At 71.0% G+C, this 25,691-nt stretch carries 29 protein-coding genes; 15 read left to right on the top strand and 14 right to left on the bottom strand.

Going from position 1 to position 25,691, the window contains the following annotated elements:
- Nucleotides 1-2 precede the first annotated feature (2 nt).
- The gene (locus BLT99_RS07710) at nucleotides 3-1,172 is read right to left on the bottom strand and encodes a M4 family metallopeptidase (RefSeq protein ID WP_229724769.1); all 1,170 of its coding nucleotides are present in this window, start codon (nucleotides 1,170-1,172) and stop codon (nucleotides 3-5) included.
- Between the two features lie 81 nt (nucleotides 1,173-1,253).
- On the opposite strand from BLT99_RS07710, the gene BLT99_RS07705 reads away from it, so the two are divergent.
- Nucleotides 1,254-2,096 (top strand): CPBP family glutamic-type intramembrane protease, encoded by an 843-nt coding sequence (locus tag BLT99_RS07705; RefSeq protein WP_092670706.1) that lies wholly within the window; start codon nucleotides 1,254-1,256, stop codon nucleotides 2,094-2,096.
- Complete coding sequence (locus BLT99_RS07700; RefSeq protein ID WP_133988564.1) at nucleotides 2,093-3,109, top strand: NAD(P)-dependent alcohol dehydrogenase; 1,017 nt, start codon at nucleotides 2,093-2,095, stop codon at nucleotides 3,107-3,109. The genes BLT99_RS07705 and BLT99_RS07700 overlap by 4 nt, the downstream gene beginning before the upstream one ends.
- 24 nt (nucleotides 3,110-3,133) lie before the next feature.
- On the opposite strand, the gene BLT99_RS07695 is transcribed toward BLT99_RS07700, so the two are convergent.
- From BLT99_RS07695 to BLT99_RS07675, 5 genes are all read right to left on the bottom strand, one after another.
- Nucleotides 3,134-3,601 (bottom strand): hypothetical protein, encoded by a 468-nt coding sequence (locus BLT99_RS07695; protein WP_092670702.1) that lies wholly within the window; start codon nucleotides 3,599-3,601, stop codon nucleotides 3,134-3,136.
- A 16-nt stretch (nucleotides 3,602-3,617) separates the two neighbouring features.
- Nucleotides 3,618-3,986, bottom strand: coding sequence for a DUF488 domain-containing protein (locus BLT99_RS07690; protein WP_092675825.1), 369 nt, complete (start codon nucleotides 3,984-3,986; stop codon nucleotides 3,618-3,620).
- A 52-nt stretch (nucleotides 3,987-4,038) separates the two neighbouring features.
- Complete coding sequence (locus BLT99_RS07685) at nucleotides 4,039-4,488, bottom strand: CHRD domain-containing protein (protein ID WP_092670700.1); 450 nt, start codon at nucleotides 4,486-4,488, stop codon at nucleotides 4,039-4,041.
- A 143-nt stretch (nucleotides 4,489-4,631) separates the two neighbouring features.
- Complete coding sequence (locus BLT99_RS07680) at nucleotides 4,632-5,444, bottom strand: hypothetical protein (protein ID WP_092670698.1); 813 nt, start codon at nucleotides 5,442-5,444, stop codon at nucleotides 4,632-4,634.
- A gap of 23 nt (nucleotides 5,445-5,467) precedes the next feature.
- Nucleotides 5,468-6,202, bottom strand: a complete 735-nt coding sequence (locus BLT99_RS07675) for a hypothetical protein (RefSeq protein WP_133988563.1) — start codon at nucleotides 6,200-6,202, stop codon at nucleotides 5,468-5,470.
- Nucleotides 6,203-6,518: 316 nt separating this feature from the next.
- Here BLT99_RS07675 and rpsO point away from each other — a divergent pair, with 316 nt between their 5' ends.
- Nucleotides 6,519-6,788 carry a 30S ribosomal protein S15 gene (gene rpsO, locus BLT99_RS07670; protein ID WP_092670694.1) on the top strand — a complete coding sequence of 90 codons (270 nt, stop codon included), beginning with the start codon at nucleotides 6,519-6,521 and terminating at the stop codon, nucleotides 6,786-6,788.
- A 101-nt stretch (nucleotides 6,789-6,889) separates the two neighbouring features.
- Here rpsO and BLT99_RS07665 read toward each other — a convergent pair whose 3' ends face one another.
- The 3 genes from BLT99_RS07665 to BLT99_RS07655 form a co-directional block, all read right to left on the bottom strand.
- Nucleotides 6,890-7,084 (bottom strand): hypothetical protein, encoded by a 195-nt coding sequence (locus tag BLT99_RS07665; protein ID WP_092670692.1) that lies wholly within the window; start codon nucleotides 7,082-7,084, stop codon nucleotides 6,890-6,892.
- Nucleotides 7,085-7,149: 65 nt separating this feature from the next.
- Entirely contained in the window at nucleotides 7,150-8,253 is a 1,104-nt protein-coding gene (locus BLT99_RS07660) for an NAD(P)-binding domain-containing protein (RefSeq protein ID WP_092670690.1), read from the bottom strand.
- A gap of 28 nt (nucleotides 8,254-8,281) precedes the next feature.
- Entirely contained in the window at nucleotides 8,282-9,424 is a 1,143-nt protein-coding gene (locus BLT99_RS07655; protein WP_092670688.1) for an aminopeptidase P family protein, read from the bottom strand.
- A gap of 142 nt (nucleotides 9,425-9,566) precedes the next feature.
- Here BLT99_RS07655 and BLT99_RS07650 point away from each other — a divergent pair, with 142 nt between their 5' ends.
- Entirely contained in the window at nucleotides 9,567-10,130 is a 564-nt protein-coding gene (locus BLT99_RS07650; RefSeq protein WP_092670686.1) for a type 1 glutamine amidotransferase domain-containing protein, read from the top strand.
- 65 nt (nucleotides 10,131-10,195) lie between these two features.
- On the opposite strand, the gene BLT99_RS07645 is transcribed toward BLT99_RS07650, so the two are convergent.
- Nucleotides 10,196-10,756, bottom strand: coding sequence for a CGNR zinc finger domain-containing protein (locus tag BLT99_RS07645; RefSeq protein WP_092670684.1), 561 nt, complete (start codon nucleotides 10,754-10,756; stop codon nucleotides 10,196-10,198).
- A gap of 94 nt (nucleotides 10,757-10,850) precedes the next feature.
- Here BLT99_RS07645 and BLT99_RS07640 point away from each other — a divergent pair, with 94 nt between their 5' ends.
- The 8 genes from BLT99_RS07640 to BLT99_RS07605 all read left to right on the top strand — a co-directional run bounded on the left by BLT99_RS07640 (nucleotide 10,851) and on the right by BLT99_RS07605 (nucleotide 18,736).
- The gene (locus BLT99_RS07640; protein WP_229724770.1) at nucleotides 10,851-11,855 is read left to right on the top strand and encodes an EamA family transporter; all 1,005 of its coding nucleotides are present in this window, start codon (nucleotides 10,851-10,853) and stop codon (nucleotides 11,853-11,855) included.
- Between the two features lie 9 nt (nucleotides 11,856-11,864).
- Nucleotides 11,865-12,752, top strand: a complete 888-nt coding sequence (locus BLT99_RS07635) for an LLM class flavin-dependent oxidoreductase (RefSeq protein WP_092670680.1) — start codon at nucleotides 11,865-11,867, stop codon at nucleotides 12,750-12,752.
- 24 nt (nucleotides 12,753-12,776) lie between these two features.
- Complete coding sequence (locus BLT99_RS07630) at nucleotides 12,777-13,397, top strand: hypothetical protein (protein WP_133988562.1); 621 nt, start codon at nucleotides 12,777-12,779, stop codon at nucleotides 13,395-13,397.
- Between the two features lie 133 nt (nucleotides 13,398-13,530).
- Entirely contained in the window at nucleotides 13,531-15,141 is a 1,611-nt protein-coding gene (locus BLT99_RS07625; protein ID WP_092670676.1) for a M28 family peptidase, read from the top strand.
- Nucleotides 15,142-15,196: 55 nt separating this feature from the next.
- On the top strand, nucleotides 15,197-15,991 hold the full coding sequence (locus BLT99_RS07620; RefSeq protein ID WP_092675822.1) for a fructosamine kinase family protein: 795 nt from the start codon (nucleotides 15,197-15,199) through the stop codon (nucleotides 15,989-15,991).
- 72 nt (nucleotides 15,992-16,063) lie between these two features.
- Nucleotides 16,064-17,290, top strand: a complete 1,227-nt coding sequence (locus BLT99_RS07615; protein WP_092670674.1) for an LLM class flavin-dependent oxidoreductase — start codon at nucleotides 16,064-16,066, stop codon at nucleotides 17,288-17,290.
- Nucleotides 17,287-17,916 (top strand): CE1759 family FMN reductase, encoded by a 630-nt coding sequence (locus tag BLT99_RS07610; protein WP_092670672.1) that lies wholly within the window; start codon nucleotides 17,287-17,289, stop codon nucleotides 17,914-17,916. The genes BLT99_RS07615 and BLT99_RS07610 overlap by 4 nt, the downstream gene beginning before the upstream one ends.
- Before the next feature lie 334 nt (nucleotides 17,917-18,250).
- Nucleotides 18,251-18,736: a hypothetical protein gene (locus tag BLT99_RS07605; protein ID WP_092670670.1), complete on the top strand. Its 486-nt coding sequence runs from the start codon at nucleotides 18,251-18,253 to the stop codon at nucleotides 18,734-18,736.
- 83 nt (nucleotides 18,737-18,819) lie between these two features.
- Here BLT99_RS07605 and BLT99_RS07600 read toward each other — a convergent pair whose 3' ends face one another.
- Nucleotides 18,820-19,026: a dodecin family protein gene (locus tag BLT99_RS07600; protein WP_092670668.1), complete on the bottom strand. Its 207-nt coding sequence runs from the start codon at nucleotides 19,024-19,026 to the stop codon at nucleotides 18,820-18,822.
- Between the two features lie 375 nt (nucleotides 19,027-19,401).
- Here BLT99_RS07600 and BLT99_RS07595 point away from each other — a divergent pair, with 375 nt between their 5' ends.
- Complete coding sequence (locus tag BLT99_RS07595) at nucleotides 19,402-21,684, top strand: polyribonucleotide nucleotidyltransferase (RefSeq protein WP_092670666.1); 2,283 nt, start codon at nucleotides 19,402-19,404, stop codon at nucleotides 21,682-21,684.
- Nucleotides 21,685-21,760: 76 nt separating this feature from the next.
- Here the strand turns inward: BLT99_RS07595 and BLT99_RS07590 are convergent, their stop codons facing one another.
- The 3 genes from BLT99_RS07590 to BLT99_RS07580 form a co-directional block, all read right to left on the bottom strand.
- Nucleotides 21,761-21,973: a hypothetical protein gene (locus tag BLT99_RS07590; protein ID WP_092670664.1), complete on the bottom strand. Its 213-nt coding sequence runs from the start codon at nucleotides 21,971-21,973 to the stop codon at nucleotides 21,761-21,763.
- A complete protein-coding gene (locus BLT99_RS07585; RefSeq protein ID WP_092670662.1) occupies nucleotides 21,970-22,629 on the bottom strand; it encodes an ArsR/SmtB family transcription factor in 660 nt (219 codons plus the stop codon). Before BLT99_RS07585 ends, BLT99_RS07590 begins: the two co-directional genes overlap by 4 nt.
- 283 nt (nucleotides 22,630-22,912) lie before the next feature.
- Complete coding sequence (locus tag BLT99_RS07580; protein WP_092670660.1) at nucleotides 22,913-23,371, bottom strand: Lrp/AsnC family transcriptional regulator; 459 nt, start codon at nucleotides 23,369-23,371, stop codon at nucleotides 22,913-22,915.
- A gap of 167 nt (nucleotides 23,372-23,538) precedes the next feature.
- Here BLT99_RS07580 and pdhA point away from each other — a divergent pair, with 167 nt between their 5' ends.
- Nucleotides 23,539-24,666: a pyruvate dehydrogenase (acetyl-transferring) E1 component subunit alpha gene (gene pdhA, locus BLT99_RS07575; RefSeq protein ID WP_092670658.1), complete on the top strand. Its 1,128-nt coding sequence runs from the start codon at nucleotides 23,539-23,541 to the stop codon at nucleotides 24,664-24,666.
- Entirely contained in the window at nucleotides 24,663-25,691 is a 1,029-nt protein-coding gene (locus BLT99_RS07570) for an alpha-ketoacid dehydrogenase subunit beta (RefSeq protein WP_092670656.1), read from the top strand. The genes pdhA and BLT99_RS07570 overlap by 4 nt, the downstream gene beginning before the upstream one ends.

Genomic DNA, 25,691 nt, shown 5'->3' with positions numbered 1-25,691 from the left:
TGCTACTCGGCGTCGAGGCCGACGGCGCGCCATCCGCCGGCGACCGCGCGGGCCTCGGAGGAGGTGGGCCCGAAGCGATGCCTGGTCGCGACGAGCGTGGCCGCGACGAAGGCGTCGAAGCCGGTGTTCGGCTTCAGCATCCCGCCGGTGAGCGTGTCGTACCAGACGCGACCGAGGTGCTCCCACGCGAATCCTCCGAGCTCGGTCGCCGCGAGCGCGAAGGCGCGGTTCGGGATGCCGGAGTTCAGGTGCACGCCCCCGCTGTCGTCATCGGTGCGCACGTAGTCGCGCATGTGGGCGGGCTGCGGGTCGCGCCCGAGCACGTCGTCGTCGTACGCGGTGCCGGGCTCGATCATCGACCGCAGCGCGCGGCCCTGGACCAGCTCGGTGAAGACGCCCTCGCCGATGAGCCAGCTCGCCGCCGCGGCATCCTGCCCCATGGCGTACTGCTCGACGAGCGCGCCGAACACGTCGGACACGTGCTCGTTGAGGGCGCCGGACTGGTCGCGGTAGCGAAGGCGCGCGGTCGCCTCGGTCACACCGTGCGCGAGCTCGTGCCCCACGACGCTCAGGGAGTGCGTGAAGCCGCGGAACACCTCGCCGTCGCCGTCTCCGAACACCATGCGCTCGCCGTCCCAGAAGGCGTTGTCGTAGCGGTCCCCGAAGTGCACCGTCGCCTCGAGCGACCCGCCCCCGCCGTCGATCGCGTCGCGGCCGTAGACCCGGTGGAACAGCCGGAACACCTCGCCGAGCCCGTCGTACGCCTGGTCGACCGAGCGGTCGCCCGTCTCGGGCTGCCCCTCGCGGCGGACGAGGCGGCCCGGCAGGGTCTCGACGTGCTCGGCGTCGGAGATGCGACGGTCGGGCACGACCTCGCCCGGTGCCTCGGCCTCGGCCTCGGCTTCGGCGTCGGCCTCGACCGCGACGCCCGCGCTCGCGCGAAGCGAGGGCCATTCCGCTCGCTCGTCCTCGTGGGCGACGAATGGCGGGGCCGCGCCCTCGGCGCGAAGATCGCGCACCGGGCGGTCGCGCACGAGCGACCGTCGTGCCGCGTCGGCAGCCACGTCGTAGTGATCGACCGCCTCGGCGATGCGGCGGAGCAGCCAGGGCGGCACGATGCCGTGCGCAGGTCGAGCGTCGCGCGGTGCAGGGGCCTGCGGCATCCGGGTCATGCGTCGATCGTGGCACGCGCCGCCGACAGCACCGCGCGGCGCGCCCACGTGTCGACGCGGTCGGCGTGCGAAGGTAGGAGGGTGTCCGCGACCGCCGCCGCCCCCCTCGAGGTGCGCACGCACCCGATCGCGCTCGTGCCTGCCGCGCTCGTGTGCTCGGCGGCCGTGCTGCTGTTCGGCTTCCAGTTCAACCTGGCGGGCTACGCGATGCTCGTGGCAGGGCTCGCGGTCGCCTGGCTGGTGGACCGCTCCGGCCGCACCGAACGGCTCACCGCCGACCTCGCGCTCATCGCGATCGGCCAGGCGATCATCTCGACGATGCCCCTCGAGGCCGACATCTCGTTCCCGGCCATGGCCCGCTTCGCGGTCGTGCTCGGTCTCGCGGTCGCGGTGCCGTTCCTCATCTCGCGCTTCCTCTATCGCGAGCGCGTCATCCGATTCCCGTGGCGCACCGGCCGCCGCTGGACGCGCACCCAGTGGCTCTACCTCATCGGCGTGACCGTCGCCGGATGGCTCATCCTGCCCTTCTACTTCATCACCTCGGGCGTGTACCAGAACTGGCCCACGGTGACCGAGCCGAGCGAGATCGCGCGCCTCTTCGTCGGCGTCAATGCGGTCGGCACGTGGGACGAACTGTTCTTCATCTGCACCGTGTTCGCGCTGCTGCGCCGGCACTTCACGACCTGGCAGGCCAACATCCTGCAGGCGATCGTCTTCGTGTCGTTCCTCTGGGAGCTCGGCTACCAGGCGTGGGGCCCGCTGCTGACCATCCCGTTCGCGCTGATCCAGGGCTACACGTTCAAGCTCACCAAGTCCCTCACCTACGTGCTGGTCGTCCACCTCATCTTCGACGCGGTCGTGTTCTGCGTCATCGTGTACGCGCACAACGGGTGGCCGGCGATCTTCCCGTTGGTGCCGGCGTGACGCCGGTGCGACCGGCGGATGCCGCGGGCCGGCCGGAGCGCATGCGAGCCGTGCGGTACGACCGCTACGGCGGTCCTGATCGGCTGCGACTCGTCGAGGTCGACGTCCCGCGTCCGGCGCGCGGGCAGGTGCTCGTACGCGTGAGCGCGTCGTCGGTGAACTCGTGGGACTGGGACCTGCTGCGCGGTCGGCCGTGGTACGCCCGGCTGGGCGGCCCGTTGCGCCCGGCCCATCCGGTGCTCGGCGCCGACCTCGTCGGCGACGTCGTCGAGGTGGGCGATGCGGTCAGGGCGTTCCGCGTCGGCGACGCGGTCTGGGGCGACGTGTCCGCCGCCGGGTGGGGCGGGTTCGCCGAGTTCGCGGCGGTGGATGCCGTCGGCCTCCGGCCGCGGCCGGACCGCATCGATCCGGCGGTCGCCGCCGCCGTGCCGCAGGCCGGCGGGCTCGCGTGGCAGGCGCTCGTCGACGTCGCCCACGTCGCGGCGAGGGAGCGGGTGCTCGTCGTCGGCGCCGGCGGAGGCGTGGGCACGTTCGCGGTCGCGCTCGCGCGCCGGGTCGGGGCCGAGGTCGTCGCCGTGGACCGGGCCGGCAAGCTCGACCTGCTGCGTCGGCTCGGCGCGCGTGAGGTGCTCGACGCCGATGACCGCGACCGGGATCCGTTCGCGGGTGCCGCCCGCTACGACGTGATCGTCGACATGGTCGCCTCGCGCCCCCGCTCGACCTACCGTCGAGCGCTCCGGCCGGGCGGCCGGCTCGTCGTCGTCGGCGGTTCGACGCGGACGATCGCGGCGGTCGCGGCCACGGGCGGTCGGCCCGACGCCGAGCAGCGCACGCTCCGACTGCTCGCGGCACGTGCGAACGGCGGGCTCGACGAACTCGGCGAGCTCGTGGCATCCGGCGACGTCACGCCCGTGATCGAGGAGGTGCTGCCGCTCGACCGCGTTCCCGAGGCGCTCGCGCGCATCGGCGCGGGGTCGGTGCTCGGCAAGCTCGTGATCGTCCCGCAGGGGTGAACTCGGACCGGCCGCGGCTCCGGTTCAACGCGGCCGCCGCAGGCGCACCAGGACGCGAACGGTGGCCAGTGCCAGCACCGCCGTGGCGGCCACGATCGCGGCGCACAGGCTCCACTCGAGCACGCCCAGCCGCGGCGGCGGCGTCTCGAACACCGCGCCGGAATCGCTTCGGTAGACCGTTGCGGTGACGCCCACATCGAGTTCCTCGCTTCGCACGTCGGCGCGCGCGCCGTCGGCGAACTCGACGCTCACGACGCGGACCGTCTCGGGGCGGCTGCCTCGCCGATCGGCGACCAGCTGCTCCTCACTGTGGACGGCCACGACGATCGCTTCGGTCGGCCTGTACGTGGCGGAGGCGCGAGCGGCGGTCTCGCCGATCGCTCCGACGGCCAGCACCCCGAGCACGACCGCGATGAGTGCGAGCACGGCGGCGGTCAGCGCGGGCGGCGGGTATCCGCCGCGCTCGTCGGTACGGCGTTCGGCGGTCGTCATGCGGCCACCTCTCGCCTCACTCGACGGCAGCCCCGTGCGCCGCGAGCCAGTCGAGCAGCACCGTCGCATGGTTGACCTGCTGGTCGCGTGCGCCGTAGAGGAGGGTGACGCGGTCGTGCGCCCGCCCGGCGGCGAGGAGCGGTTCGGTCGCGGGGTTCGCGTCGAGTTCGTCGCGGTAGCGCGCGGCGAACTCGTCGAATCGGTCCGGGTCGCCGCTGTGGTGCCACTCGGTCCGCAGCTCCGGCGAGGGCGCGACGTCCTTCGCCCAGTCGTCGAGCTCGGCCCGCTCCTTCGACACGCCCCGTGGCCAGAGCCGGTCGACCAGGACGCGGTAGCCGTCGGACGCTTCAGGCGCGTCGTACACGCGCTTCATCGCGAATGCCATGTCGTCAGTCTGCACCGATGCGCGCTCGGACACACCGCGTGCGTGCCGCCGGTCAGTGCAGCTGACCGCGGATCTCGCCGCCGGGATAGGTCGACGTGTGCACGTTGACGTAGTACGCCGCGGGATCGTCGGCAATGGCTGGCACGTCGGAATCGGTGACGCACGCCTCGGTGACGAAATCGGTCGACGGTTCCACCGTCAGCGGAACGACGACGTCGCCTGCAGTCCCGCGGGGTGCGAGGTGGATGTGCGCCGCGACGGCGGGCTCGGTGAGACCGGAGACCTCGAGCGTGTAGCAGAGTTCGTCACCGTCGATGGTGTACAGGAAGAGACCGTGGGCGCCGCCGCGTGCATCGGTGACCTCCTGGCCGGTGTTGAGGGCGATGACGGAGGTGCCCCGTCCCGGGTCGACGGCGTTCGCAGGGCCGGCGACCGCCACCGTGCAGGCGGCTGCGGCGGCGAGCCCGAGGGCTCCGAGGCGGATGGTACGGGTCGTGCGCATGAGCGGACCTCCCATGTTCCGTGGGTCGGTTCGCACGCTACGCCCGTCCGACGGGACCGGCAAGGCTCGGGCCGGATCCGGTCGCCCTCGAGGGTGCCGTGCGGCTGGCCCAGGCGCGATCGCCGCCGGCGACGGTTCCCGCTTCAATCGCCGGCTCGCGTCACGACGAAGGTGCCATCGGTGCGCCATTCGATCGTCAGGAGATCCGTCTCGGTCCACTCGCCCGAGATACCGTCGTCGTCGCCGTCACGCGGAGCACCCAGATCGGCGGGGATGGCCACGTGCATGGTCAATCCGCTGCTCAGCACGTGCTCGGTCGAAGTGCAGTTCCAGCTCAACCCATTCGGGTCGAGCCGAACGACCAGGCAGGTCACCGTGTTGTCGGAGATCGCCGCGTAGATGCTCGCGCCGGGAATCGCGTCGTCAGGCGGCACAAGCTCGGCGGCCTGCTGGATGGGGAAGTCGCGCATCAGCCACCACGGCAGCACGCCGGCCGCCACAGCGGGATCGCGGAAGACGTCGAAGACGGCGGCCTCGGGCAGCACCCCCGCGGACGCATCCGGTGCGGGCGTCGGCACGATGGTCAGTGCCAGCGACGGTGCCGTGCGCGTCGACTCGCTGATCCACAGCCATCCGCCGATGAGCGCGCTCGCAACGGCGAAGCCCGACAGGGCGGCGGCCGCCGGCGTGATCCGCGGCCGTCGACCCGGCCGAAGTCGTGTCGACGGTGACGCGTCGGTCGGCGGCGTCCCACGTGGATCGCTGTCGGTCTCGGTGGACGGCGTAGGCGGAGATCGTCGCTCTGAGGGCTGGGAGAGCAGGAGCTGCCATTCACTGTCCGAGACCTTCACCGTCTTGCCCGTCAGCGGGTCGATGCGCTGGACGCGAGGATCATCGGCTCCGGCGCGTGAGTAGACCCGCGCCTCGAGCTCCGATCGCGTCATCTCGTCGGTCATCCCGTCCCCCTTCCGACGGCGGATCAGCCTCCCTGCGTCCGCTCGATCTCGAACGTGCCGTCCGGGTTCCAGTCCACGACGAGGAGGTCCGACCGATCCGCCGCGCCCGCGATGCCGTCGCCGTCCTGGTCTCGTCCGGTGTCCAGTGCGGCTGGGATGGCGCTGCGCAGCGTCATCCCGGAGCTCACGAGTCGCTCGACCGAGGTGCAGTTCCACACCATGCCGTTCGCATCGAGGCGCACGATGAGGCATGCGATCGCGTCGTGCGACACCGCGGCATACACGCCCGCGCCTCGGATGGGCCCGTTCGGCGACGCGAGCTGGGCCACGCGCGAGACGTCGAAGACCTGATGCAGCCAGCCGGGCAGGGAGCCGCCGACACGGTCGGGGTCGCGGAACACGTCGAGCGCTGCACCGGGCGGCACGCCCTCGGCGCCGGGCGCATCGGCCGCCGGACTCGGCGTCACCGCCAGGTGCACGTCGAGGGAGCGATCGACGAGGTCGCCCGCCCACGACCAGCCGGCGGCGAGCCCGACGCCGGCGAGCACGCCGGCGAGCGCGACGACAGCCGGCGAGGGTCGCCCGGCTCGTCGACGCGGCGGCGTGGACGGCGCCGGGAGCCCGGACGGCGCCGGGAGCCCGGACGGTTCGCGTTGGCCTGCGACATCCGCGTCCGTCGTGGAGCGACCGCCAGTGCGCGCGGGTCGCGCGCCTCGCGCCGGGTCGTCCAGGAGCAGGCGCCATTCGCTCTCGGTCACGGAGATCGGCCGGCCGTTCCGGGGATCGACCCGGGGGACGCGTGGATCATCGGCCCCGGCGCGCGAGTACACGCGCGCCTCGAGCTCCGACCGTCTCGTCTCGCCGACCATGCCCGATTCCCCCGACCGCAGGGTACTCCTGAGTAATGCTCACTACTGAGCCGCGGACGGGGGTGATTCCGGCGGGGGCCGCGCGTCGGGCTCGCGCCATCCGCTCTGCTAGACTCTGGAGGTTGCCGTGAATCGGCCGCGCATCAAGAGAGCCCAGGCGCAAGGCCCCGGGCAGCGCGCAACGAGAAGGAAGGGGATCCCATCTATGGCTCTGGATGCAGAGAACAAGAAGGCGATCATCGAAGAGTACGCGACGCACCCCGGTGACACTGGATCCCCCGAGGTCCAGATCGCGATCCTCACCAAGCGGATCAAGGATCTCACCGAGCACCTCAAGGCGCACAAGCACGACCACCACTCGCGTCGTGGCCTGCTGCTCCTCGTCGGTCAGCGTCGTCGTCTGCTCGGCTACCTCGCCGACGTCGACATCAACCGCTACCGCTCGCTCATCGAGCGTCTCGGGCTGCGCCGCTAAGCGCTGCAGACTGCGCGAGTCTTCGACGACAACGCGAACTTCTTGCGAAGGCCCCCCGCCGGCTCATCACGAGCCCGCCGGGGGCCTTCGTCATCTGTTGATCAGCTCCGGCCACGGCTCCGCAGGCCGTACACGACCAGGACGATGCCGAGCAGGGCGATGACGGGGCCGAGCACCGCCCAGAACGTCGAGCCGGTCATCGGACTGCCGCCGAGGAATCCCAGCCCCTGAAGGGTGAAGACCGCGCCCATCAGGGCGACGACGAGGCCGACGGTGACGAGGACGGGTCTGCGCACGTGCGGGCTCCTTCGAGTCGGCCGATGCGCCGCACGCTACGCCGCGGGCGCCACGCGCACAAGCATCAGGCCGCGGCTCGCTCAGTCTTACGATCGGCGACGATCTGCTGCACGGCCGCTCGGCCCGCTCGGTTCGCGCCGACGGTCGACTGCGACGGCCCGTACCCGATGAGGAACAGCCGCGGCTCGTCGAGCGAGCGCGTGTCGGCGACCCGGAAGCCGCCCGCCGGGGTACGGAGGCGGAGCGGCGCGAGGTGGTCCAGGGCCGGACGGAACCCGGTCGCCCACAGGATCACGTCGGCCTCGATGAACGAGCCATCGGGCATGCGCACGCCGTGCTCCTCGATCGAGGTGAACATCGGATGGCGCACCAGCACGCCGCGCGCCTGGGCGGCCCGCGCCCACGGCGTCCAGTGCATGCCCGTCACCGAGATGACGCTGCCGGGCGGGAGCCCCTGCCGCACCCGCGCCTCGACCCCCGCGATCGCAGCGGTGCGCGCGGGGAGGTCGAACCCGCCCTCGTCGATCCAGTGCGGTTCGCGGCGCGTCATCCAGACGGTGTCGGCGACGTGCGAGATCTCGTCGAGCAGCTGCACCGCCGAGACGCCGGCCCCGACGATCACCACGCGCTTCCCGGCGAACTCCTCGGCTGACGCGTAGTCGGCCACGTGCAGCTGGCGGCCGCGGAAGCGCTGGATGCCGGGGTAGTACGGGCGGAACGGGCGCGTCCACGTCCCGGTGGCGTTGATGACGTAGTGGGCGGCCCACGTGCCGCCGTCGGTCTCGACGAGCAGTCGACCGTCTGGCTCGTCGTCGGCACGGCGGACCGCGTGCACCCGCACGGGCCGCTGCACGTCGAGGCCGAAGCGCCGTTCGTATTCGGCGAAGTACGGCGGGAGCGCGTCGCGGCTCGGCGTGCTCGGGTCGGCCGGCGGCACCGCGAATCCCGGCAGCTCGTGGATGCCGTTCACCGTCGCCATGCGCAGCGACGCCCACCGGTGCTGCCATGCTCCGCCGGGCGCGGCGTCGGCGTCGAGGGCGACGAACGCGTCGGGAGCGTACGGATCGGTGGTGACGGGCACGAAGCCTCGACGTCGCAGGTGATACGCGGCCGAGAGCCCGGCCTGCCCGGCGCCGATGACGGCCACGTCCACCAGCGTCGTATCCATGTGCGTGGAAACGGCGCGCGCCGATCGGCTATTCCACGATGGCCATCTCGTGCGGCGTGCCGTTGAGCCGGCGCCCCCCGTCGGGCTCGACCGTGACGATGTCCTCGATGCGGACGCCGAACCGCCCCGGGAGGTAGATGCCCGGTTCGATCGAGAAGCACATGCCGGGCCGGAGCAGGTGCTCCTCGCCCTCGACCATGTACGGCGGCTCGTGCGTGGTCAGCCCGATCCCGTGGCCGACGCGATGGATGAAGTACTCGCCGTATCCGGCCTCCGCGATGACGGCGCGAGCCGCCCGGTCGATCTCCTGGCACGCGATGCCGGGGCGGACCGCCTCGAACGCCGTCTGCTGCGCGTGCCGGACGATGTCGTGCACCCGCCGCTCCTCGTCGGTCGGTTCGCCGACGTGCACGGTGCGCGTGGTGTCGGAGCCGTAGCCGTGCTTGAGCCCCCCGAAGTCGAGGACGACCATGTCGCCGTCGTCGATGATCCGGTCGCCGATCTCGTGGTGCGGATTCGCGCCGTTGGGTCCGGAGCCGACCACGGTGAAGTCGACCTGCGAATGCCCGAACCGCAGGAGCAGCGCGGCGAGGTCGCCGGCCACCTCCCGTTCGCTGCGGCCGGCGAACCGGACCTTCAGGATCTCGCCGTAGGCGGCATCCGCGGCGGCGCCCGCCGCAGCCAGACGCGCCAGCTCGTCGCGGTCCTTGATCGCGCGGAGCATCGGGAGCACCGCGGTCATCGCGGCGTACGAGGTGCGGGGGAGGGCATCCTGCAGGCCGAGGAGGTGCATGGCCCACGCCGAGTCCGACACCGCGTAGCGGCCCGACCCCAGCAGGGGGGCCGCTGTGGCGTACGGATCGCTGCCGTCGGCCCAGTCGAGCAGCCGCAGCGCCACCGCGCCGGCCGCCTCCTCGGCGTCGGGTCGCTCGAGCTTGGGCACGACGAGGCTCGGTTCGCCGTCGACGGGCACGACGAGCAGCGTGAGTCGCTCGGTGATCGCGACGGGCGCGTAGCCCGTGAGATAGAGGAGGTCGGGTCCCGGCGTGACGAGCAGGCCGTCGAGGCCCTCGGCGGCCGCGGCGTCGGCGGCCCGCCGCAGGCGCGCAGCGAAGTCGTCGATGGTGAAGGGAACCGGCTCGTCGGAGCCGATGGAAGCGGAATCGGTCATCTCGTCCTCCTCGCGGCCGACGTGTGGCACGCTAGCGGGCCGGTCGGATGGCGCATCGGGCACTTCGGCCTGTCAACCGGGTTGTCCGCTTCGAACCGCCTTCGTAGCCTCGCAAGTCCGATGACACCGAAGGGAGCACCGCATGACCGAGCGACTCACGGGCAGGAAGGTCGCGATCCTCGTCACCGACGGGTTCGAGCAGGTCGAGTTCACCCAGCCGCTGGACGCGATCCGCGAGGCAGGTGCGGAGGTCGACGTCATCGCTCCGAAGCCCGGCACCGTGCAGGGAATGAACCACGTCGACCCCGGCGATGACTTCGAGGTCGACCACGCGGTCGCGGACGTCGCCGCCGACCTCTACGACGCGCTCGTGCTGCCGGGCGGGGTCGTGAACGCGGATCACCTTCGGATGGACGACGCGTCGGTGACGTTCGCACGCGGGTTCTTCGAGCAGCACAAGCCCGTGGCCGTGATCTGCCACGGCTCGTGGATCCTCATCGAAGCCGACGTGGTCCGGGGCCGCCGGATGACCTCGTACCCGTCGCTGCGGACGGATCTCCGCAACGCCGGCGCGGACTGGGTGGACGAGGAGGTCGTGGTCGACCAGGGACTCGTCTCGAGCCGGAACCCCGATGACCTGCCGGCCTTCATCGACAAGGCGATCGAGGAGATCTCCGAGGGCGAGCACGCCGGCCAGGTCGCCTGAGCGAGTCGCCGGCCGTTCGAGACGGGATGCCGCGGGCGTGGGGTTCGCTCGCGGCATCCGCCTGTTCAGGACACCACGCCCTCGCCCGCACGTGCGCGGTAGGCGCGCACCGCCATGCGGTTGCCGCAGCGCGTGCTGCAGAAGCGGCGCGACGCGTTCTTCGAGAGGTCGAGGTAGACGCCGGTGCAGTCGTCGGCGGCGCAGTGGCGCAGCCGGCGGGTCTCGTCGGCGCGGATGACATCGACGAGCGCCATCGCCGCCTCCACGAGGATCCGCTCGGCGAGGGGTGCCTGCAACGAGATCGCGTGGATGTGCCAGTCGAGCTCGTCGTGCCGCACGAGGCGCGGCACGGCGCGCGCCTCGGCGAGGATCGCATTGACCTCGCCGACCATGTCGTCGCGGTCGAGGTCCCAGATGCCGCGCAGACGCGCCCGGGCCGAACGCACCTCGTCGAGCTCGCGCGCGTCGCCGTCGCGTCGTCCGGAGTAGTACCAGGCGTCGAGGAGCGCCGTCAGCTGCGCCGGTTCGACCAGCTCGTCGTCGCCCGACTCGGACGCGCCCTCGACCGTGTCGGACAGTGCCGCCACGAACCCGAGCGACGCCACCGTGTCATCGGTGAAAATCATTTGACTCCTGACACCTCCCGCGAGTACTGTCACGAGCATAACGTTGTTCGGGCATGACATGGCCGATGACGTGCGGACTCGGAAGGGGGCGGCCGTGCGCGGATCACGGGGACTCGTCGGCATCGTGCTCGGCCTCGGTGCCGGCCTCGCGTTCGGCGCCGGCGGCGTCTTCGTGAAGCCCCTGCTCGAGAGCGGATGGTCGCCCGGCGCCGCGGTGCTCGCGCGCATCTCGATCGCCGCGCTGCTCCTCGCGGTGCCCGGACTCATCGCGCTCCGCTTCGACCTGCGCCCGCTGTGGCGCGCGCGGTGGACCATCCTGCTCTACGGCCTCGTCGCGGTCGCGGGCGTGCAGTTCGCGTTCTACGCGTCGCTCGAGCGCATCCCGGTCTCGATGACCCTGCTCATCGAGTACCTCGCGCCGATCGCACTCGTCCTCTTCGCGTGGGCTCGCACCCGCAGGATGCCCCAGCTCATCGTGCTCGGCGGCTCGGTCCTCGCGATCGGAGGACTCGTCCTCGTCATCGGCCCCGGCGGGGGCGACCTCGACCCGCTCGGCCTCGCCTTCGCTGCCGCGGCGATGATCGGCGTCTGCGTGTACTACGCCATCGGCGAGCGCGCCGCCGAGCAACTGCCCCCGGTCGCGCTCGTCGCCGCCGGTTTCGTGGTCGGTGCGGTCGCGCTCGCGATCACGGGTGCCGTCGGCCTGCTGCCGATGGAGGCCTCCTTCACGGACGTGCCGTTCCTGGGCGGCACCGCGCCGTGGTGGGTGCTGCTGCTCACCGTCGGCGCGATCTCGACGGCCTTCGCGTACCTCGCCGGCATCGCCGCGATCCGCATGCTGGGGGCGAGACTGTCGTCGTTCCTCGGCCTGTCCGAGGTGGTGTTCGCCGGCGTCGTCGGATGGATCCTCCTGGGCGAGGCGCTCGGACCGCTCCAGATCCTCGGCGGCGTGCTCATCCTGGGCGGCATCGTGCTGGTGCGCATGGAGCGCACACCGGCCGACGCGGCGTCCGTCGCCCTCGACATCGACCTGGTTCCCGCGACCGTCGATCCCACGCCGAGCCGGCCCACCGAGGCGATCCCGGCCCGCACGCCGTAGGCTCGCGCCATGCGCTTCGGACTCGTCATCCTGCCCCAGTACGAGTGGCCCGAGGCGGCCCGGCTCTGGCGCGACGCCGAGCGTCTCGGGTTCGACCACGCCTGGACGTACGACCACCTCTCGTGGCGCGGGCTGGCGGGGGAGCGGTGGCACGCGACGATCCCGACCCTCACGGCCGCGGCGATGGCGACCGACCGCATCCGGCTCGGCACCTTCGTCGCGAGCCCGAACTTCCGCCATCCCGTGCCCTTCGCGAAGGATGTCGCGACCCTCGACCAGATCTCGGGCGGCCGCGTCGTGCTCGGGCTCGGCTCGGGCGGCACGGGCTTCGACGCCTTCGTGCTCGGCCAGGGCGAGCTCACTGCGCGCGAGCGGTTCGACCGGTTCCGCGAGTTCACCGAGGCCCTCGACATGCTCCTGCGCTTCGAGCGGGGCTCGGGGCACGGCGTCTCGTATTCGGGAGACTGGTTCACGGCCGTCGGGGCGCGCATGGTCGGCGAGCCCGCGCAGGAGCCGCGCATGCCGTTCCTCATCGCGGCGAACGGACCGAGGTCCATGAAGCTCGTCGCTCGCTTCGGCTCGGGCTGGGTCACGACCGGCCCGCAGGCCGACGCGGATGACGCGTGGTGGTCGGGCGTCGCCGACCTCGCCGCACGCCTCGACGACGTATGCGCGGCCGAGGGACGCGACCCGGGCGACCTCGATCGGATGCTCTCGCTCGACGACGAGGTCCGGTACTCGATGCGAAGCGTCGCCGCGTTCGAGGATGCGGTGGGGCGAGCGCGCGAACTCGGCTTCACCGACGTCGTCGCCCACCGGCCGCGCGAGCACGGCATCTACGCCGGAAGCGATGACGTGCTCGAGGAGGTCGGCGCCCGCCTCGACGCGCTCCGCTGACTGCGCGACCGATAGCCTGTCGTGGTGTCCGCGCCCCGCTTCGTCTCCCCGCTGCGGTGGGAGCCGTTGCCCTATCTCGTGCTGGTCGCGCTGCTCGTGCTGACCGGCGCCGTGCGGCCCGAGTCGGGGATCGGCTACGCGGTGCTGGTCGCGGCCATCCTGCTCGCCGGTGCGTGGTTGGTGACCGGCATCCTTCGCGAACGGCGCACGCGGAACCCCGACCCGATGGGCGACCTGGCCGATGCCGACGCACTCGACCTCGTCGACGCGCCGTCCGTTCCCGGCGAGCATCGGACCGTCGTGCCCGTCGCCGACGCCCACCGCCACCAGGCGGCGATCGAACTCGCGCGACTGCACGGCGGCGCCGACCAGCGCGCGGTGCTCGTGCCACGGGCGCGCCGCTGGCTCTCGCCGCGATACCGCGTCGGCGTGCAGCTGGTCGGCGATCGCCGGCCCCATCACGCCGGGTTCCTGCCGGATGCCGCGGACGCGCGATGGCGCGACCGGCTCGACCGGCTGCGGACCGACGGCCGGTACGTGCGGATCCCCGTCAGGATCGACGGAGCGTCCCGTCCTTTCCGCGTCGATCTCGACCTCAGCGGCCTCGCCGACGCGCTCGGAGACGGGGACGCGCGTCCGGAATGACGCCTCCGTTTCGAGCCAGTCGTCCCCCATATGCGGGACATGAGTGGAAGTCAAGTCTGTTTCTCGGGATGACCCGCAAGTAGGGTCTCGCCTCAGGGCCGTCGACGAGGACGGTTCCCACGAAGGAGAGACGATGTATCGAACTGCAAGGCTTTCCCGCCGCGCTGCGGTGCTCGCGACCGCGACATCCGCGGTCGCCGCACTGGCGCTGGTGCCCGCGGGCGCCGCACTCGCCGCACCACCGGTGTCGAAGTGCGAGTCCCGGAGCAATCCGACGATCGAGATGCTCCTCTCATGCGTGAGCGCTGAGGGTGCCACCGACCACCTCGAGGCGCTCCAGACGATCGCCGACGCGAACGGCGGCAATCGTGCCGCGGGAACCCCCGGATACGAGGCCAGCGTCACGTACGTGGTCGATACGCTCAAGGCCGCCGGATGGAGCGTTTCGATCGACGAATTCCCCTACACCTACGTCGGTCCGTCCACGCTCCAGCAGCTCACGCCGGTCAACGCGACCTACCCGACCGGCCCGTTCACCGGAACCGGCTATGGAACGGTCACCGCGGCCGTCACGCCGGTCGACGTGCAGCTCACCACGCCGAATTCGAACACGAGCGGGTGTCAGCCCGAGGACTTCGCGAACTTCCCGACCGGCAGCATCGCGCTCGTACAGCGCGGTTCGTGCAACTTCTCCATCAAGGCATTGAACGCCGAGGCCGCCGGCGCCGCAGGCGTGATCATCTTCAACGCCGGCGACACCACTGCGACCGATCGGAACAACCTCATCGTCGGAACGCTCGGCGGGAACGACATCGTCGACATCCCCGTGGTCGGCGCGAGCTTCCAGCAGGGTGTCGCGCTCGCGCAGACCGGCTCGACGGCGAAGATCATGGTGCCGGCGCCGGAGTCGCGGCCGCAGAAGAACATCATTGCCGAGAAGACCGGTGTCAACGACAACAACGTCGTGATGGCGGGCGCTCACCTCGACTCGGTCCAAGCCGGACCGGGCATCAACGACAACGGCAGCGGCTCGGCGTCGCTGCTCGAGCTCGCACAGAACCTCGGCAAGTTCGAGCCGCAGAACACCATCCGACTCGCGTGGTGGGGCGCGGAGGAGTCGGGCCTGATCGGCTCGACCCAGTATGTCAACGAGCTCAGCCAAGCCGAGAAGGATCGCATCGCGCTCTACCTCAACTTCGACATGGTCGCCTCGCCGAACTACATCTTCATGGTGTACGACGGTGACGAGTCGAGCTGGGACGCGCCGGCCGGTGTGCCGATTCCCGAGGGCTCGGTGCAGATCGAGGACTTCTTCGAGAGCTACTACACCTGGGCAGGTGAGCCGTACGAGGACGCCCAGTTCAGCGGTCGAAGCGACTATCAGGCGTTCATCCTGAACGGCATCCCGTCGGGCGGCCTCTTCACGGGCGCCGAAGTGCCGAAGACCGTGGAGCAGGCCTCGATCTGGGGTGGCACGGCTGGAGCCTCGTACGACCCCTGCTACCACCAGGCGTGCGACGGAATCGGCAACGTGAACGAGGACGCGTTCGACGTGAACGTCGACGCGATCGCCGCCGCCGTGCTGGCGTTCTCCTACACCACCGAGGCCGTGAACGGCGTGGTCGGTGAAGAGGTTCCCGGAGGCTTCACGCTGCCGGCCCCCGCCGGAGAACAGGGCACCGTGGGTGAGAACGCCGGTGGCCTCGACCACGACCACGACCACGAGCCGACGGACGTGGGCTAGTTCCGACCCGATCCACCGGGCGGGGCCCGTCGCGACCGCGGCGGGCCCCGCCATCCTGCGCGAGACTGAAGCCGTGCAGACGATCGTCAAGCGCCGCGCCGACGCGCCCGAGGAATTCTTCGCGGCCGAGGCTGCGGGCCTGGACTGGCTCGCCGCGGCAGGCGCGATCAGGGTGCCGCGCCTCACTGCAGTCGGCCCCGGATGGATCGAGCTCGAGCGGATCGACGAGGCGCGCCCCGACCGTGACGCCGCCGCCGCGTTCGGACGGGAGCTCGCGCGCACTCATGCAGCCGGAGCCGCGGCGTTCGGGGCACGGCCCGACGGATGGCACGGGCCGCTGTTCATCGGCCGACGCCCTATGGCCGCGGCGTCGGAGGCCAGCTGGGGCGCGTTCTACGCGCGCGACCGCGTGCTGCCGTTCCTCGAGATCGCCGAGGAGATCGGCGATGTGACGGCAGCCGAGGCCACGGCGGTCCGCCGCGCCTGCGAACTCATCGCCGACGGCGAATTCGACGATGACGACCCGCCGGCCCGGATCCACGGCGACCTGTGGAACGGCAACGTGCTGTGGTCCGCGTCCGGTGTCGTGCTGATCGACCCGGCCGCGCACGGCGGTCATCGCGAGACCGACCTCGCGATGCTCGCCCTGTTCGGCTGCCCGTTCCTCGACGTGGTTCTCGAGGGCTACCAGCACGAGGCTCCGCTCCGTGACGGATGGCGCGACCGGGTGCCGCTCCATCAGCTGCATCCCCTCGCGGTGCACGCGGCCGGGCACGGGCGCAGCTACGGCGTGGCGCTCGCCGAGGCCGCCGAAGCCGTACTGGACCTGGCTGGGTCGGACCGGGAATAGTTCAGGGGGGTCATCCGTTCGACCAATTGCATGCAAACGCATGAAGTGAGACGAGGAGCCCAGGAGGGCGACATGCAGTTCGGAATCTTCACCGTCAGCGACATCACGCAGGACCCGACGACCGGCCGGACGCCCAGCGAGGCCCAGCGGATCCAGGCGACGCTGACCATCGCCAAGCACGCCGAGGAGGTCGGACTCGATGTCTTCGCGCTCGGCGAGCACCACAACCCGCCGTTCTGGTCGTCGTCGCCCACCACCACGTTGGCCTACATCGCGGGCCAGACCTCGACGCTGCAGCTCTCGACCGCCACGACGCTCATCACCACGAACGACCCGGTGAAGATCGCCGAGGACTACGCCATGCTCCAGCACGTGTCGGGCGGCCGCGCCGACCTCATGCTCGGCCGCGGCAACACCGGCCCGGTCTACCCCTGGTTCGGCAAGGACATCCGACAGGGCCTCCCGATCACCATCGAGTCGTACGAGCTGCTGCACCGACTCTGGCGCGAGGACGTCGTGGACTGGGAGGGCAAGTTCCGCACTCCGCTGCAGGGCTTCACCTCGACTCCGCGGCCGCTCGACGGCGTGCCGCCCTTCGTGTGGCACGGCTCCATCCGCACGCCCGAGATCGCCGAGCAGGCGGCCATGTACGGCGACGGCTTTTTCGCCAACCACATCTTCTGGCCCGCTTCGCACACGGCTCGCATGATCGCGCTGTACCGCCAGCGCTTCGAGCACCACGGGCACGGCACCGCGGCGCAGGCGATCGTCGGCCTCGGTGGTCAGGTCTTCATGCGCAAGAACTCGCAGGACGCGGTGAACGAGTTCCGCCCGTACTTCGACAACGCGCCCGTGTACGGCCACGGTCCGAGCATGGAGGACTTCACGCAGCAGACGCCGCTCACCGTCGGCAGCCCGCAGGAGGTCATCGACCGCACGCTCGGGTTCCGCGACTACGTCGGCGACTACCAGCGCCAGCTCTGGCTGATGGACCACGCCGGCCTGCCGCTGAAGACCGTGCTGGAGCAGCTCGACCTGCTCGGCGAGGAGGTCGTGCCCGTGCTGCGACGCGAGTTCGCGAAGGACCGCCCGGCGGACGTGCCCGACGCCCCCACGCACGCTTCGCTCGTGAAGGCGAAGTACGGTGACGCGGCGCCGCGCCAGGCGACGCCGAACCCGAACCGCGGCGACAACCTCACCATCGGCTCGCCCTACCAGGACGCTCCCGTCGAGGCGGCCCCCGCAACGACCGGCTCGTCCTTCGGCCCGGCCGCGACCCGGACGGCGGGTGCGCGATGACCGCGAAGAAGATCGTCGTCGTCTCGTCGGGCCTGTCGACCCCGAGCTCGACCCGCCAGCTCGCCGACCGCCTCGCGACCGATGCCGTCGGGCTGCTCCGGGAACGCGGCGTCGAAGTCGAGGTCGAGGTCGTCGAGCTGCGGGACCTCGCGCACGACATCACCAACCACCTGCTGCTCGGCTTCGCCCCGCCCAAGCTCGAGGCGGCACTGGAGTCGGTCGCGTCGGCCGACGGCCTCATCGCGGTCACGCCGATCTTCACCACGAGCTACGCCGGGCTGTTCAAGTCGTTCATCGACGTGATCGACCCGCAGTCGCTCACCGACCTGCCGGTGCTGATCGGCGCCACCGGTGGCACGCCTCGCCACTCGCTCGCGATCGACTACGCGATCCGGCCGCTGTTCACGTACCTGCACGCCATCCCCGTGCCGACCGGGGTCTTCGCGGCGACGGGCGACTGGGGCGACGGCGGCGACGGCGTGCGTTCGCTTCCCGACCGCATCTTCCGCGGGGCGAGCGAGTTCGCCGGACTCGTCGAGCGCACCGACCGGAGCCAGCGCGTCAGCGACCCGTTCGCGCTCGACCGGCCCATGGGACACCTCCTCGGCGGGCTCGCGGGGGAGTAGCACCCCAGCACCAGGCGAGCGGATGCCGCGGCGAACGATTCGCCGCGGCATCCGCTCGTTCATCCCTGTTGGATCGGCTCACATGCCGGCCGGCCGGCCGCGCGGGCGGCGTCGGCCGCCACGTCACGCCGGTTGGAACGTGCCAGCGGCACATGAATGAGGATCCCTCATTTTGGGGGTACGGCGGGCGGATGATCGGAGTAGCGTCTGCGGCGGGAGCGTGGCCCCGGCCGCGCACGCCCGCGCGACCCCGTTCGGGAGGGGACAACGGACGCGCGTGATCTCGACTGCACTCCGCTGCAACCCGAAATCGCAACCCGGAAGAAGGACCACCATGTCCATTCGTCGAACCCTCGCCGCGCTCGCGGCGACCGCTGCGCTCGTATTCGCCGGTGCCGCTGGACCGGCGCTGGCGGGCAGCCCGCACTTCATCAAGAACGCGACGTCCGCCCACCTGAGCGGCGTCGACCTCGTCGTCGACTTCAAGGAGGCCGGCCTAGAGTCCGGCGCCGTCGAGACCGTCGTCGCGAGTGCCGACCTCAGTGCCACCTACTCGTGCGTCAACGGCGGCAACAACGTTCCATCGGATCCGAAGAAGACGACGATCGACTCGCGCGTCTCCGGGAGCGGTGAGTTCACCGCCGGCCAGAACGGCAACATCGTGGGCTCCGTGACGATCTCGCCGACTCCGGCGGACCAGGCGCTCGACTGCCCGAACGGGCAGGACGCGACCCTCTTCTCGGTCGTCTACACCAACGTGACGATCGAGGACCTCGACAGCGGCGCATTCCTGGCGATCAGGGGCACGTTCAGCTCGTGACCGCGCGCTGACGCCGGTACGGACGGGCCGGGCAAGAGGACTCACCTCTCGCTCGGCCCCATCCTTTCGACCGACTCGGCGCCTCAGCCCTCGAGCACGAACGTGACCTCGAGCGTGACCGACCACTCGACGATGCGGTCGCCGTCGACCTTGACCTTCTGCTCCTTCACCCAGGCGCCCTTGACCCCTCGCAGCGTCGACGCGGCGCGTGCGACGCCGACCGAGATCGCGTCCTCGAAGCTGGTCTCGGAATAGGCCGTGATGGTGGTGACGCGTGCGACCGATGACATGGCGTTCCTCCTCGAACGAATCGGGACGCACCGGACGATGCGTCCGTGTGCCATGTAACTCCTGATCGGTACATCCCGCGAGGGGGTGGCGCCCCTCGCTAGGTCGCGACACGCCGAGGCTGATAGGCTCGTCGAGGATGCCCGCGCGGCATCCGCTCAAATCAACATGAGCTCGCGCCCGACGACGGGCGCGCACGGAGCAGGCCGGCAGGAAGCTGGTCCCCTGTGGTGGCTTACCAAGCGCGAGCTTGGTGGACTTCTACTGGTGGCCAGCGCTGGCGGGTCACCCGATTGCGCTGAGATCTGCCTGTTCCCTGCTCCTTGATCAACCGCGCCCGAACGACGGGTGCGCATGAAACAAAGGAGACAGACCTCTTGGAAGGTCCTGAGATCACGTTCGCCGAGACCGTCATCGACAACGGTCGCTTCGGCACCCGTACCATCCGATTCGAGACGGGCCGCCTCGCCCAGCAGGCGCAGGGTTCCGCGGTCGCGTACATCGACGAGGAGACCATGCTGCTGTCGGCGACCTCGGTCTCGAAGCAGCCGAAGGAGCACTTCGACTTCTTCCCGCTCACGATCGACGTCGAGGAGCGCATGTACGCCGCGGGCCGCATCCCCGGCTCGTTCTTCCGCCGCGAGGGCCGCCCGTCGACCGAGGCGATCCTCACCTGCCGCCTCATCGACCGTCCGCTGCGCCCCTCGTTCGTCGAGGGCCTCCGCAACGAGGTGCAGGTCGTCGTGACCGTGCTCGCGATCGAGCCCGACGAGCTGTACGACGTGCTCGCGATCAACGCGGCGTCGCTCTCGACGCAGCTCTCGGGCCTGCCGTTCTCGGGCCCCGTCGCTGGCGTGCGCGTGGCGCTCATCGACGGCCAGTGGGTCGCGTTCCCCAAGTACTCGCAGCTCGAGGAGGCCGTGTTCGACATGGTCGTCGCGGGCCGCGTCGTGACCGAGGCCGACGGCTCGCAGGATGTCGCGATCATGATGGTCGAGGCCGAGGCCACCGACGGCGCCTGGAACCTCATCCAGGGCGGCGCCGTCAAGCCGACCGAGGAGGTCGTCGCTGCGGGCCTCGAGGCCGCGAAGCCGTTCATCAAGCAGCTGGTCGAGGCGCAGCAGAAGGTCGCCGCGACCGCCGCGAAGGAAATCGCCGAGTACCCGACGTTCCCGCCGTACCAGCAGTCGACGTACGACGTCGTCGCGGAGCTCGCCTACGACGAGCTCAAGGGCATCTACCAGATCGCCGCCAAGGGCGAGCGCCAGGACGCCGACGACGCGCTCAAGGCGCGCGTCAAGGAGGCTGTCGCCGCCAAGGTCGAGTCGGGCGAGCTGCCCGAGTCGGCGCTCGGCGAGGTCTCGGCCGCCTTCAAGTCGGTCACGAAGCTCGTCGTCCGCTCGCGCGTGCTCGACGAGGGCGTCCGCATCGACGGCCGCGGCCTCGCCGACATCCGCCCGCTCGACGCCGAGGTGCAGGTCATCCCGCGCGTCCACGGCTCGGCGATCTTCCAGCGCGGCGAGACGCAGATCCTCGGCGTCACCACGCTGAACATGCTCAAGATGGAGCAGCAGATCGACTCGCTCTCACCCGAGACGAAGAAGCGCTACATGCACAACTACAACTTCCCGCCGTACTCGACGGGTGAGACAGGTCGTGTGGGTTCGCCGAAGCGTCGCGAGATCGGCCACGGCGCGCTCGCCGAGCGCGCCCTCGTGCCGGTGCTGCCGAGCCGCGAGGAATTCCCGTACGCCATCCGCCAGGTGTCCGAGGCGCTCGGCTCGAACGGCTCGACCTCGATGGGCTCGGTCTGCGCGTCCACGCTGTCGCTGCTGAACGCGGGCGTGCCGCTCAAGGCGCCGGTCGCGGGCATCGCGATGGGCCTCATCTCCGACACGAAGGACGGCGAGACCCGCTACGCGGCGCTCACCGACATCCTCGGTGCCGAGGACGCGCTCGGCGACATGGACTTCAAGGTCGCCGGCACGTCCGAGTTCGTCACCGCGATCCAGCTCGACACGAAGCTCGACGGCATCCCCGCCTCCGTGCTCGCGGGCGCGCTCACCCAGGCCAAGGAGGCGCGCAGCACCATCCTGCAGGTGCTGAACGCCGCCATCGACGGCCCCGACGAGATGGCGCCCACCGCGCCTCGCGTCATCAGCGTGCAGATCCCGGTCGACAAGATCGGCGAGCTCATCGGGCCCAAGGGCAAGACGATCAACGGCATCCAGGACGAGACCGGCGCCGAGATCTCGATCGAAGAGGACGGCACCGTCTACATCGGCGCGACTGACGGCCCCTCGGCCGAGGCGGCCCGCGCCGCGGTGAACGCGATCGCCAACCCGACCAACCCCGAGGTCGGCGAGCAGTTCCTCGGCACGGTCGTGAAGATCGCCGCGTTCGGCGCGTTCATCTCGCTGCTTCCCGGCAAGGACGGCCTGCTGCACATCTCCGAGGTGCGCAAGCTCGCCGGCGGCAAGCGCGTCGAGAACGTCGAGGACGTCCTGGGCGTCGGGCAGAAGCTGCTCGTCGAGATCACCAAGATCGACGACCGCGGCAAGCTGTCGCTCGCCCCGGTCATCGCCGAGGACGCCGACACGAACGGCCGCACGGCGACCGGCGAGCACGCCGATGCGCCGGCCGAGGGCGCCGAGGTCTGAGCCCCGGTCCTCCCCGGCAGACGGATGCCCCGCCCGACGTGTTCGGGCGGGGCATCCGTCGTCTTCGGCGGGCGGCTCAGAGCGGGAGGTAGCCCGCGCGTCGGATGAGCTCGTCGCGTGCGGCCAGGGCGGCCTCGGCGGTGGCGCGCGCCTCGAGGCGCGAGAGCTGGAGTTCGCGGTCGGTGCGCCGCGTCGCGCGGCGCAGACCCCAGCCGGCGAGGTCGAGGCCGGTGCGGACGGCCCAGCCGGCGACGAGGCCGGACCCGGGGGAGAGTGTCGCGGTGTTCATGGGGCCTCCTTCGGTGCGGTGGCGTCGGTCGCTTCGCCGCGCACGAGCGGGAACGCGTTGATGTGGACCTGCACGGGGCGCGACCCGGGCGTCGGCGTGCGCTTGTACGCGCGGATGTACTTCTGCAGCACGACGTCGATGTCGGTGACGAGCCCGTGCAGTTGATCGGGCGTGAGCCGCAGGGTGATCGTGTCGGATGTGGCGATGTCGAGCCAGTCCGGCCCGAACACGCCCTCGCCCTCGGCCAGGAACTCGCGGAAGTTCTGCTCGCGGGAGCGGTACCACTCGTCCTCGACGAGCTTGACGGCGAGGCGCTCGGCGCTGCCGGGCGGGAGAGTTCGGGCGTCCGGGATCGCGATCGACCCGGGTCGGCGCTCCCACCAGCGCTCGCGGCCCTTCCCGCGCGTCGTGTCCTCCTGCACCAGACCTGCGCGCTCGAGCTGCCGCAGGTGATAGCTGGTCGCCCCGCTGGTCTCGCCCAGGCGCTCGGCGAGCATGCTCGCGGTGAAGGGGCCGTACGTGGAGAGCTCGTCGTAGATCTGCACGCGAAGCGGGTGGGCGAGCGCCTTCAGGCTCTCGGACGGGAGCACGTGGTCGATGCCGGGGTGCCGCGTGCTGCTGGGCCAGGCTGCGGGGTCGTTCGTCTCGGTCTCCATGTTGCAAAGATAGCGCTGCAAAGGAGACTTTGCAAGGGAATGTTTGCAAATCGATGTTTGCAGATGTTCCTTTGCACCTCGAACCCACGTCAGTCGGGCGACGGCGGGGCGACCTCGGACTCGAGGAGTTCCTTGATGTTCCGGGCGCTCCGCTGCATCCGGCTCGCCCGGTGCCAGAGGCGCGCTTCAGCGCTTCAGGCGCTGCGGTCGAGCCTCGCGAGGGTCGCGTCCACGAGACCTTCCGCGCTCCCGGGAGCACGGCCACGCGCATGGCGCAACCCTCTCACCGCGTGAGCAGCGGCGCCAGCCTGTAGGGGATGAGCTCGCCCATCGCGAGCGAGGTCTCGGTGCGCTCGACGCCGTCGATCGCGAGGATCTGCTCGTCGATGCGGAATAGGTCGTGGGCATCGCGACACACGACCCGGACCAGCAGGTCGACCTGCCCCGAGAGCCCGTGGGCCTGGATCACCTCGGGGATCTCGGCGATCCGGCGCACCACCTCGGCGAGGACCTTCTGCCGGGCGTGCACCGACACAAACGCCTCGAGCGGATACCCGAGCGGCGACGGATCGATGCTGCGCTCGAACGAGAGGAACGCGCCGGATGCCTCCAGGCGCGCCATCCGCGCCTGCACGGTGTTGCGGCTCAGCTTCAGCCGGTCGGCCAAGGCGACGACCGTCGCGCGCGGATCATCGGCGAGCGCCTTCAGGAGCGCCCGGTCGACCGCGTCGTAGCCGTTCATTGCGCCACACGTTAGCACGGTGATCGGAGGTCTCACCATGCAATCTGCGCAACCCGTCCGTGTCTGCTTGAGCCGATTGCCAGATCGTCGTACGCTGCCCGTATCCGGCATCGGCGCCGGGTGCGAGGCTGCCCAGAAGGCGGCCGAGCCGACACGGAGGTTCGACCATGACCCCTTCCGACCGAGAGGCGACCGGGTTGCTCACCCGCCCCGGCGACCTCGTCCAGCTCCTCGATGAATCCGGCACCCGGCACGCGAACCCCGAGTTCGACCGGTGGGTCGCCGACATCGACACCGACGCGCTGATCGTCCTCCATCGCGACATGGCCGTGGTGCGCCGCCTCGACGCCGAGGCCACCGCGCTCCAGCGTCAGGGCGAGCTCGCCCTGTGGCCGCCGCTCGCGGGGCAGGAGGCCGCGCAGATCGGCTCGGCGCGTGCGCTCCACGACGACGACTTCGTGTTCTCGAGCTACCGCGAGCACGCCGTGGCCTGGCTGCGCGGGGTGCAGCCGCACGAGCTCCTCAGCGTGTGGCGCGGCGCCGCGGCATCCGGATGGGACCCCTTCGAGAAGCGGATGGCGATTCCCAACATCATCATCGGCGCGCAGTCGCTGCACGCGGTGGGCTGGGCCATGGGCGCCAAGTGGGAGGGCTCGGAGTCGGCCTCCATCGCGTACTTCGGCGATGGCGCGACGAGCGAGGGTGACGTCAACGAGGCGCTCGTGTTCGCGGCGAGCTTCGCCGCCCCCACCGTGTTCTTCTGCCAGAACAACGGATGGGCGATCTCCGAGCCGGTCGGCCTGCAGTCGCACCAGCCGCTCGCGCGGCGCGCCGACGGCTTCGGCATGCCCGGCATCCGAGTCGACGGCAACGACGTGCTCGCCGTCCTCGCGGTCACCCGCTGGGCGCTCGAGCGTGCTCGACGCGGCGAGGGTCCGGCCTTCATCGAGGCCGTCACGTACCGCATGGGCCCGCACACGACCGCCGACGACCCGAAGCGCTACCGCACCGACGACGATCTCGCACACTGGCGCGAGCGCGACCCGATCACCCGCGTGCACGCGCTCATCGCGGCATCCGGTGCCGACATCGACGCGGTCGACGCCGACGTCAAGGCCGCCGCCGACCGCGCGGCCGCCGACCTGCGCGCGGGCATCACGGCCATCCCCGACCCCGAGCCGATGAGCGTGTTCGACCACGTCTACGCCGAGCCCAACTCGCACCTCGAGCGCCAGCGAGACCGCTACGCCCGGTACCTCGCCATGTTCGCCGACCAGGACGGAGGGAACCGATGACCACGGTCACGTTCGGGAAGGCCATCAACGAGGGCCTCCGCCGCGCGCTCGCCGACGACGACAAGGTCGTGCTGCTCGGCGAGGACATCGGCACGCTCGGGGGCGTGTTCCGCGTCACCGACGGGCTCAAGGCCGAGTTCGGCGAGCACCGCGTGGTCGACACGCCGCTGTCCGAGGCCGGCATCGTCGGCTCGGCCGTCGGGCTCGCGTATCGCGGCTTCCGGCCCGTGGTCGAGATCCAGTTCGACGGGTTCGTGTACCCGGCATTCGACCAGATCGTCGCGCAGGTCGCCAAGCTCCACTACCGTTCGCGCGGCACCGTGCGCATGCCCATGGTCATCCGCATCCCGTTCGGCGGCGGAATCGGCGCGGCCGAGCACCACTCCGAGTCGCCCGAGGCCTACTTCACGCACACCGCGGGCCTGCGCGTGATCGCCTGCTCCAACCCGGCCGACGCGTACGTCATGATCCGCCAGGCCATCGCGAGCGACGACCCCGTGATCTTCCTCGAGCCCAAGCGGCGCTACCACGTCAAGGGCGAGGTCGACCTCGACGCGAACCTCGCCGACGCGCGCCCGATGGGCGTCGCCACGGTCGTGGCGTCCGGTCGCGACGTCACCCTCGTCACGTACGGCGCGCTCGTGCAGACCGCGAAGGATGCCGCGACCGCCGCCGCCGAGGAGGGTGTGTCGATCGAGGTCATCGACCTGCGCTCGCTCGCGCCCGTCGACTGCGCCACCATCGAGGCCTCGGTGCGCCGCACCGGCCGGCTGGTCGTCGCGCACGAGGCGGGAGAGCAGGGGGGCGTGGGCGCCGAGATCGCCGCGTCGATCACCGAGCGCTGCTTCGAGTTCCTCGAGGCCGCGCCCGTGCGGGTGACCGGGCACGACATCCCGTACCCGCCCGCGAAGCTCGAGCAGTTCCACCTGCCCGACCTGGATCGCATCCTCGACGGCGTCGACCGGGCGATGGGCCGGCCGAACTCGCTCTCCGAGGCGTCCGACGTCTCCGGCGTGGAGGCGTGA

Source organism: Agromyces flavus (assembly GCF_900104685.1).
Lineage (GTDB): Bacteria > Actinomycetota > Actinomycetes > Actinomycetales > Microbacteriaceae > Agromyces > Agromyces flavus.
The sequence above is the reverse complement of the archived record's forward strand: the minus strand, read 5'-3'. Positions and strand labels throughout refer to the sequence as shown.

Bases quoted from the DNA above. Each gene is read 5' to 3' on its own strand.
- BLT99_RS07570 (WP_092670656.1), top strand. From the start codon at position 24,663: ATGACCACGGTCACGTTCGGGAAGGCCATCAACGAGGGCCTCCGCCGC.
- BLT99_RS07650 (WP_092670686.1), top strand. From the start codon at position 9,567: ATGACCGAGCGACTCACGGGCAGGAAGGTCGCGATCCTCGTCACCGAC.
- BLT99_RS07590 (WP_092670664.1), bottom strand. From the start codon at position 21,973: ATGAACACCGCGACACTCTCCCCCGGGTCCGGCCTCGTCGCCGGCTGG.
- BLT99_RS07635 (WP_092670680.1), top strand. From the start codon at position 11,865: ATGCGCTTCGGACTCGTCATCCTGCCCCAGTACGAGTGGCCCGAGGCG.
- BLT99_RS07605 (WP_092670670.1), top strand. From the start codon at position 18,251: ATGTCCATTCGTCGAACCCTCGCCGCGCTCGCGGCGACCGCTGCGCTC.
- BLT99_RS07615 (WP_092670674.1), top strand. From the start codon at position 16,064: ATGCAGTTCGGAATCTTCACCGTCAGCGACATCACGCAGGACCCGACG.
- BLT99_RS07600 (WP_092670668.1), bottom strand. From the start codon at position 19,026: ATGTCATCGGTCGCACGCGTCACCACCATCACGGCCTATTCCGAGACC.
- BLT99_RS07710 (WP_229724769.1), bottom strand. From the start codon at position 1,172: ATGACCCGGATGCCGCAGGCCCCTGCACCGCGCGACGCTCGACCTGCG.
- BLT99_RS07660 (WP_092670690.1), bottom strand. From the start codon at position 8,253: ATGGATACGACGCTGGTGGACGTGGCCGTCATCGGCGCCGGGCAGGCC.
- pdhA (WP_092670658.1), top strand. From the start codon at position 23,539: ATGACCCCTTCCGACCGAGAGGCGACCGGGTTGCTCACCCGCCCCGGC.
- BLT99_RS07680 (WP_092670698.1), bottom strand. From the start codon at position 5,444: ATGACCGACGAGATGACGCGATCGGAGCTCGAGGCGCGGGTCTACTCA.
- BLT99_RS07655 (WP_092670688.1), bottom strand. From the start codon at position 9,424: ATGACCGATTCCGCTTCCATCGGCTCCGACGAGCCGGTTCCCTTCACC.
- BLT99_RS07625 (WP_092670676.1), top strand. From the start codon at position 13,531: ATGTATCGAACTGCAAGGCTTTCCCGCCGCGCTGCGGTGCTCGCGACC.
- BLT99_RS07690 (WP_092675825.1), bottom strand. From the start codon at position 3,986: ATGGCATTCGCGATGAAGCGCGTGTACGACGCGCCTGAAGCGTCCGAC.
- BLT99_RS07580 (WP_092670660.1), bottom strand. From the start codon at position 23,371: ATGAACGGCTACGACGCGGTCGACCGGGCGCTCCTGAAGGCGCTCGCC.
- BLT99_RS07585 (WP_092670662.1), bottom strand. From the start codon at position 22,629: ATGGAGACCGAGACGAACGACCCCGCAGCCTGGCCCAGCAGCACGCGG.
- BLT99_RS07685 (WP_092670700.1), bottom strand. From the start codon at position 4,488: ATGCGCACGACCCGTACCATCCGCCTCGGAGCCCTCGGGCTCGCCGCC.
- BLT99_RS07695 (WP_092670702.1), bottom strand. From the start codon at position 3,601: ATGACGACCGCCGAACGCCGTACCGACGAGCGCGGCGGATACCCGCCG.
- BLT99_RS07645 (WP_092670684.1), bottom strand. From the start codon at position 10,756: ATGATTTTCACCGATGACACGGTGGCGTCGCTCGGGTTCGTGGCGGCA.
- BLT99_RS07610 (WP_092670672.1), top strand. From the start codon at position 17,287: ATGACCGCGAAGAAGATCGTCGTCGTCTCGTCGGGCCTGTCGACCCCG.
- rpsO (WP_092670694.1), top strand. From the start codon at position 6,519: ATGGCTCTGGATGCAGAGAACAAGAAGGCGATCATCGAAGAGTACGCG.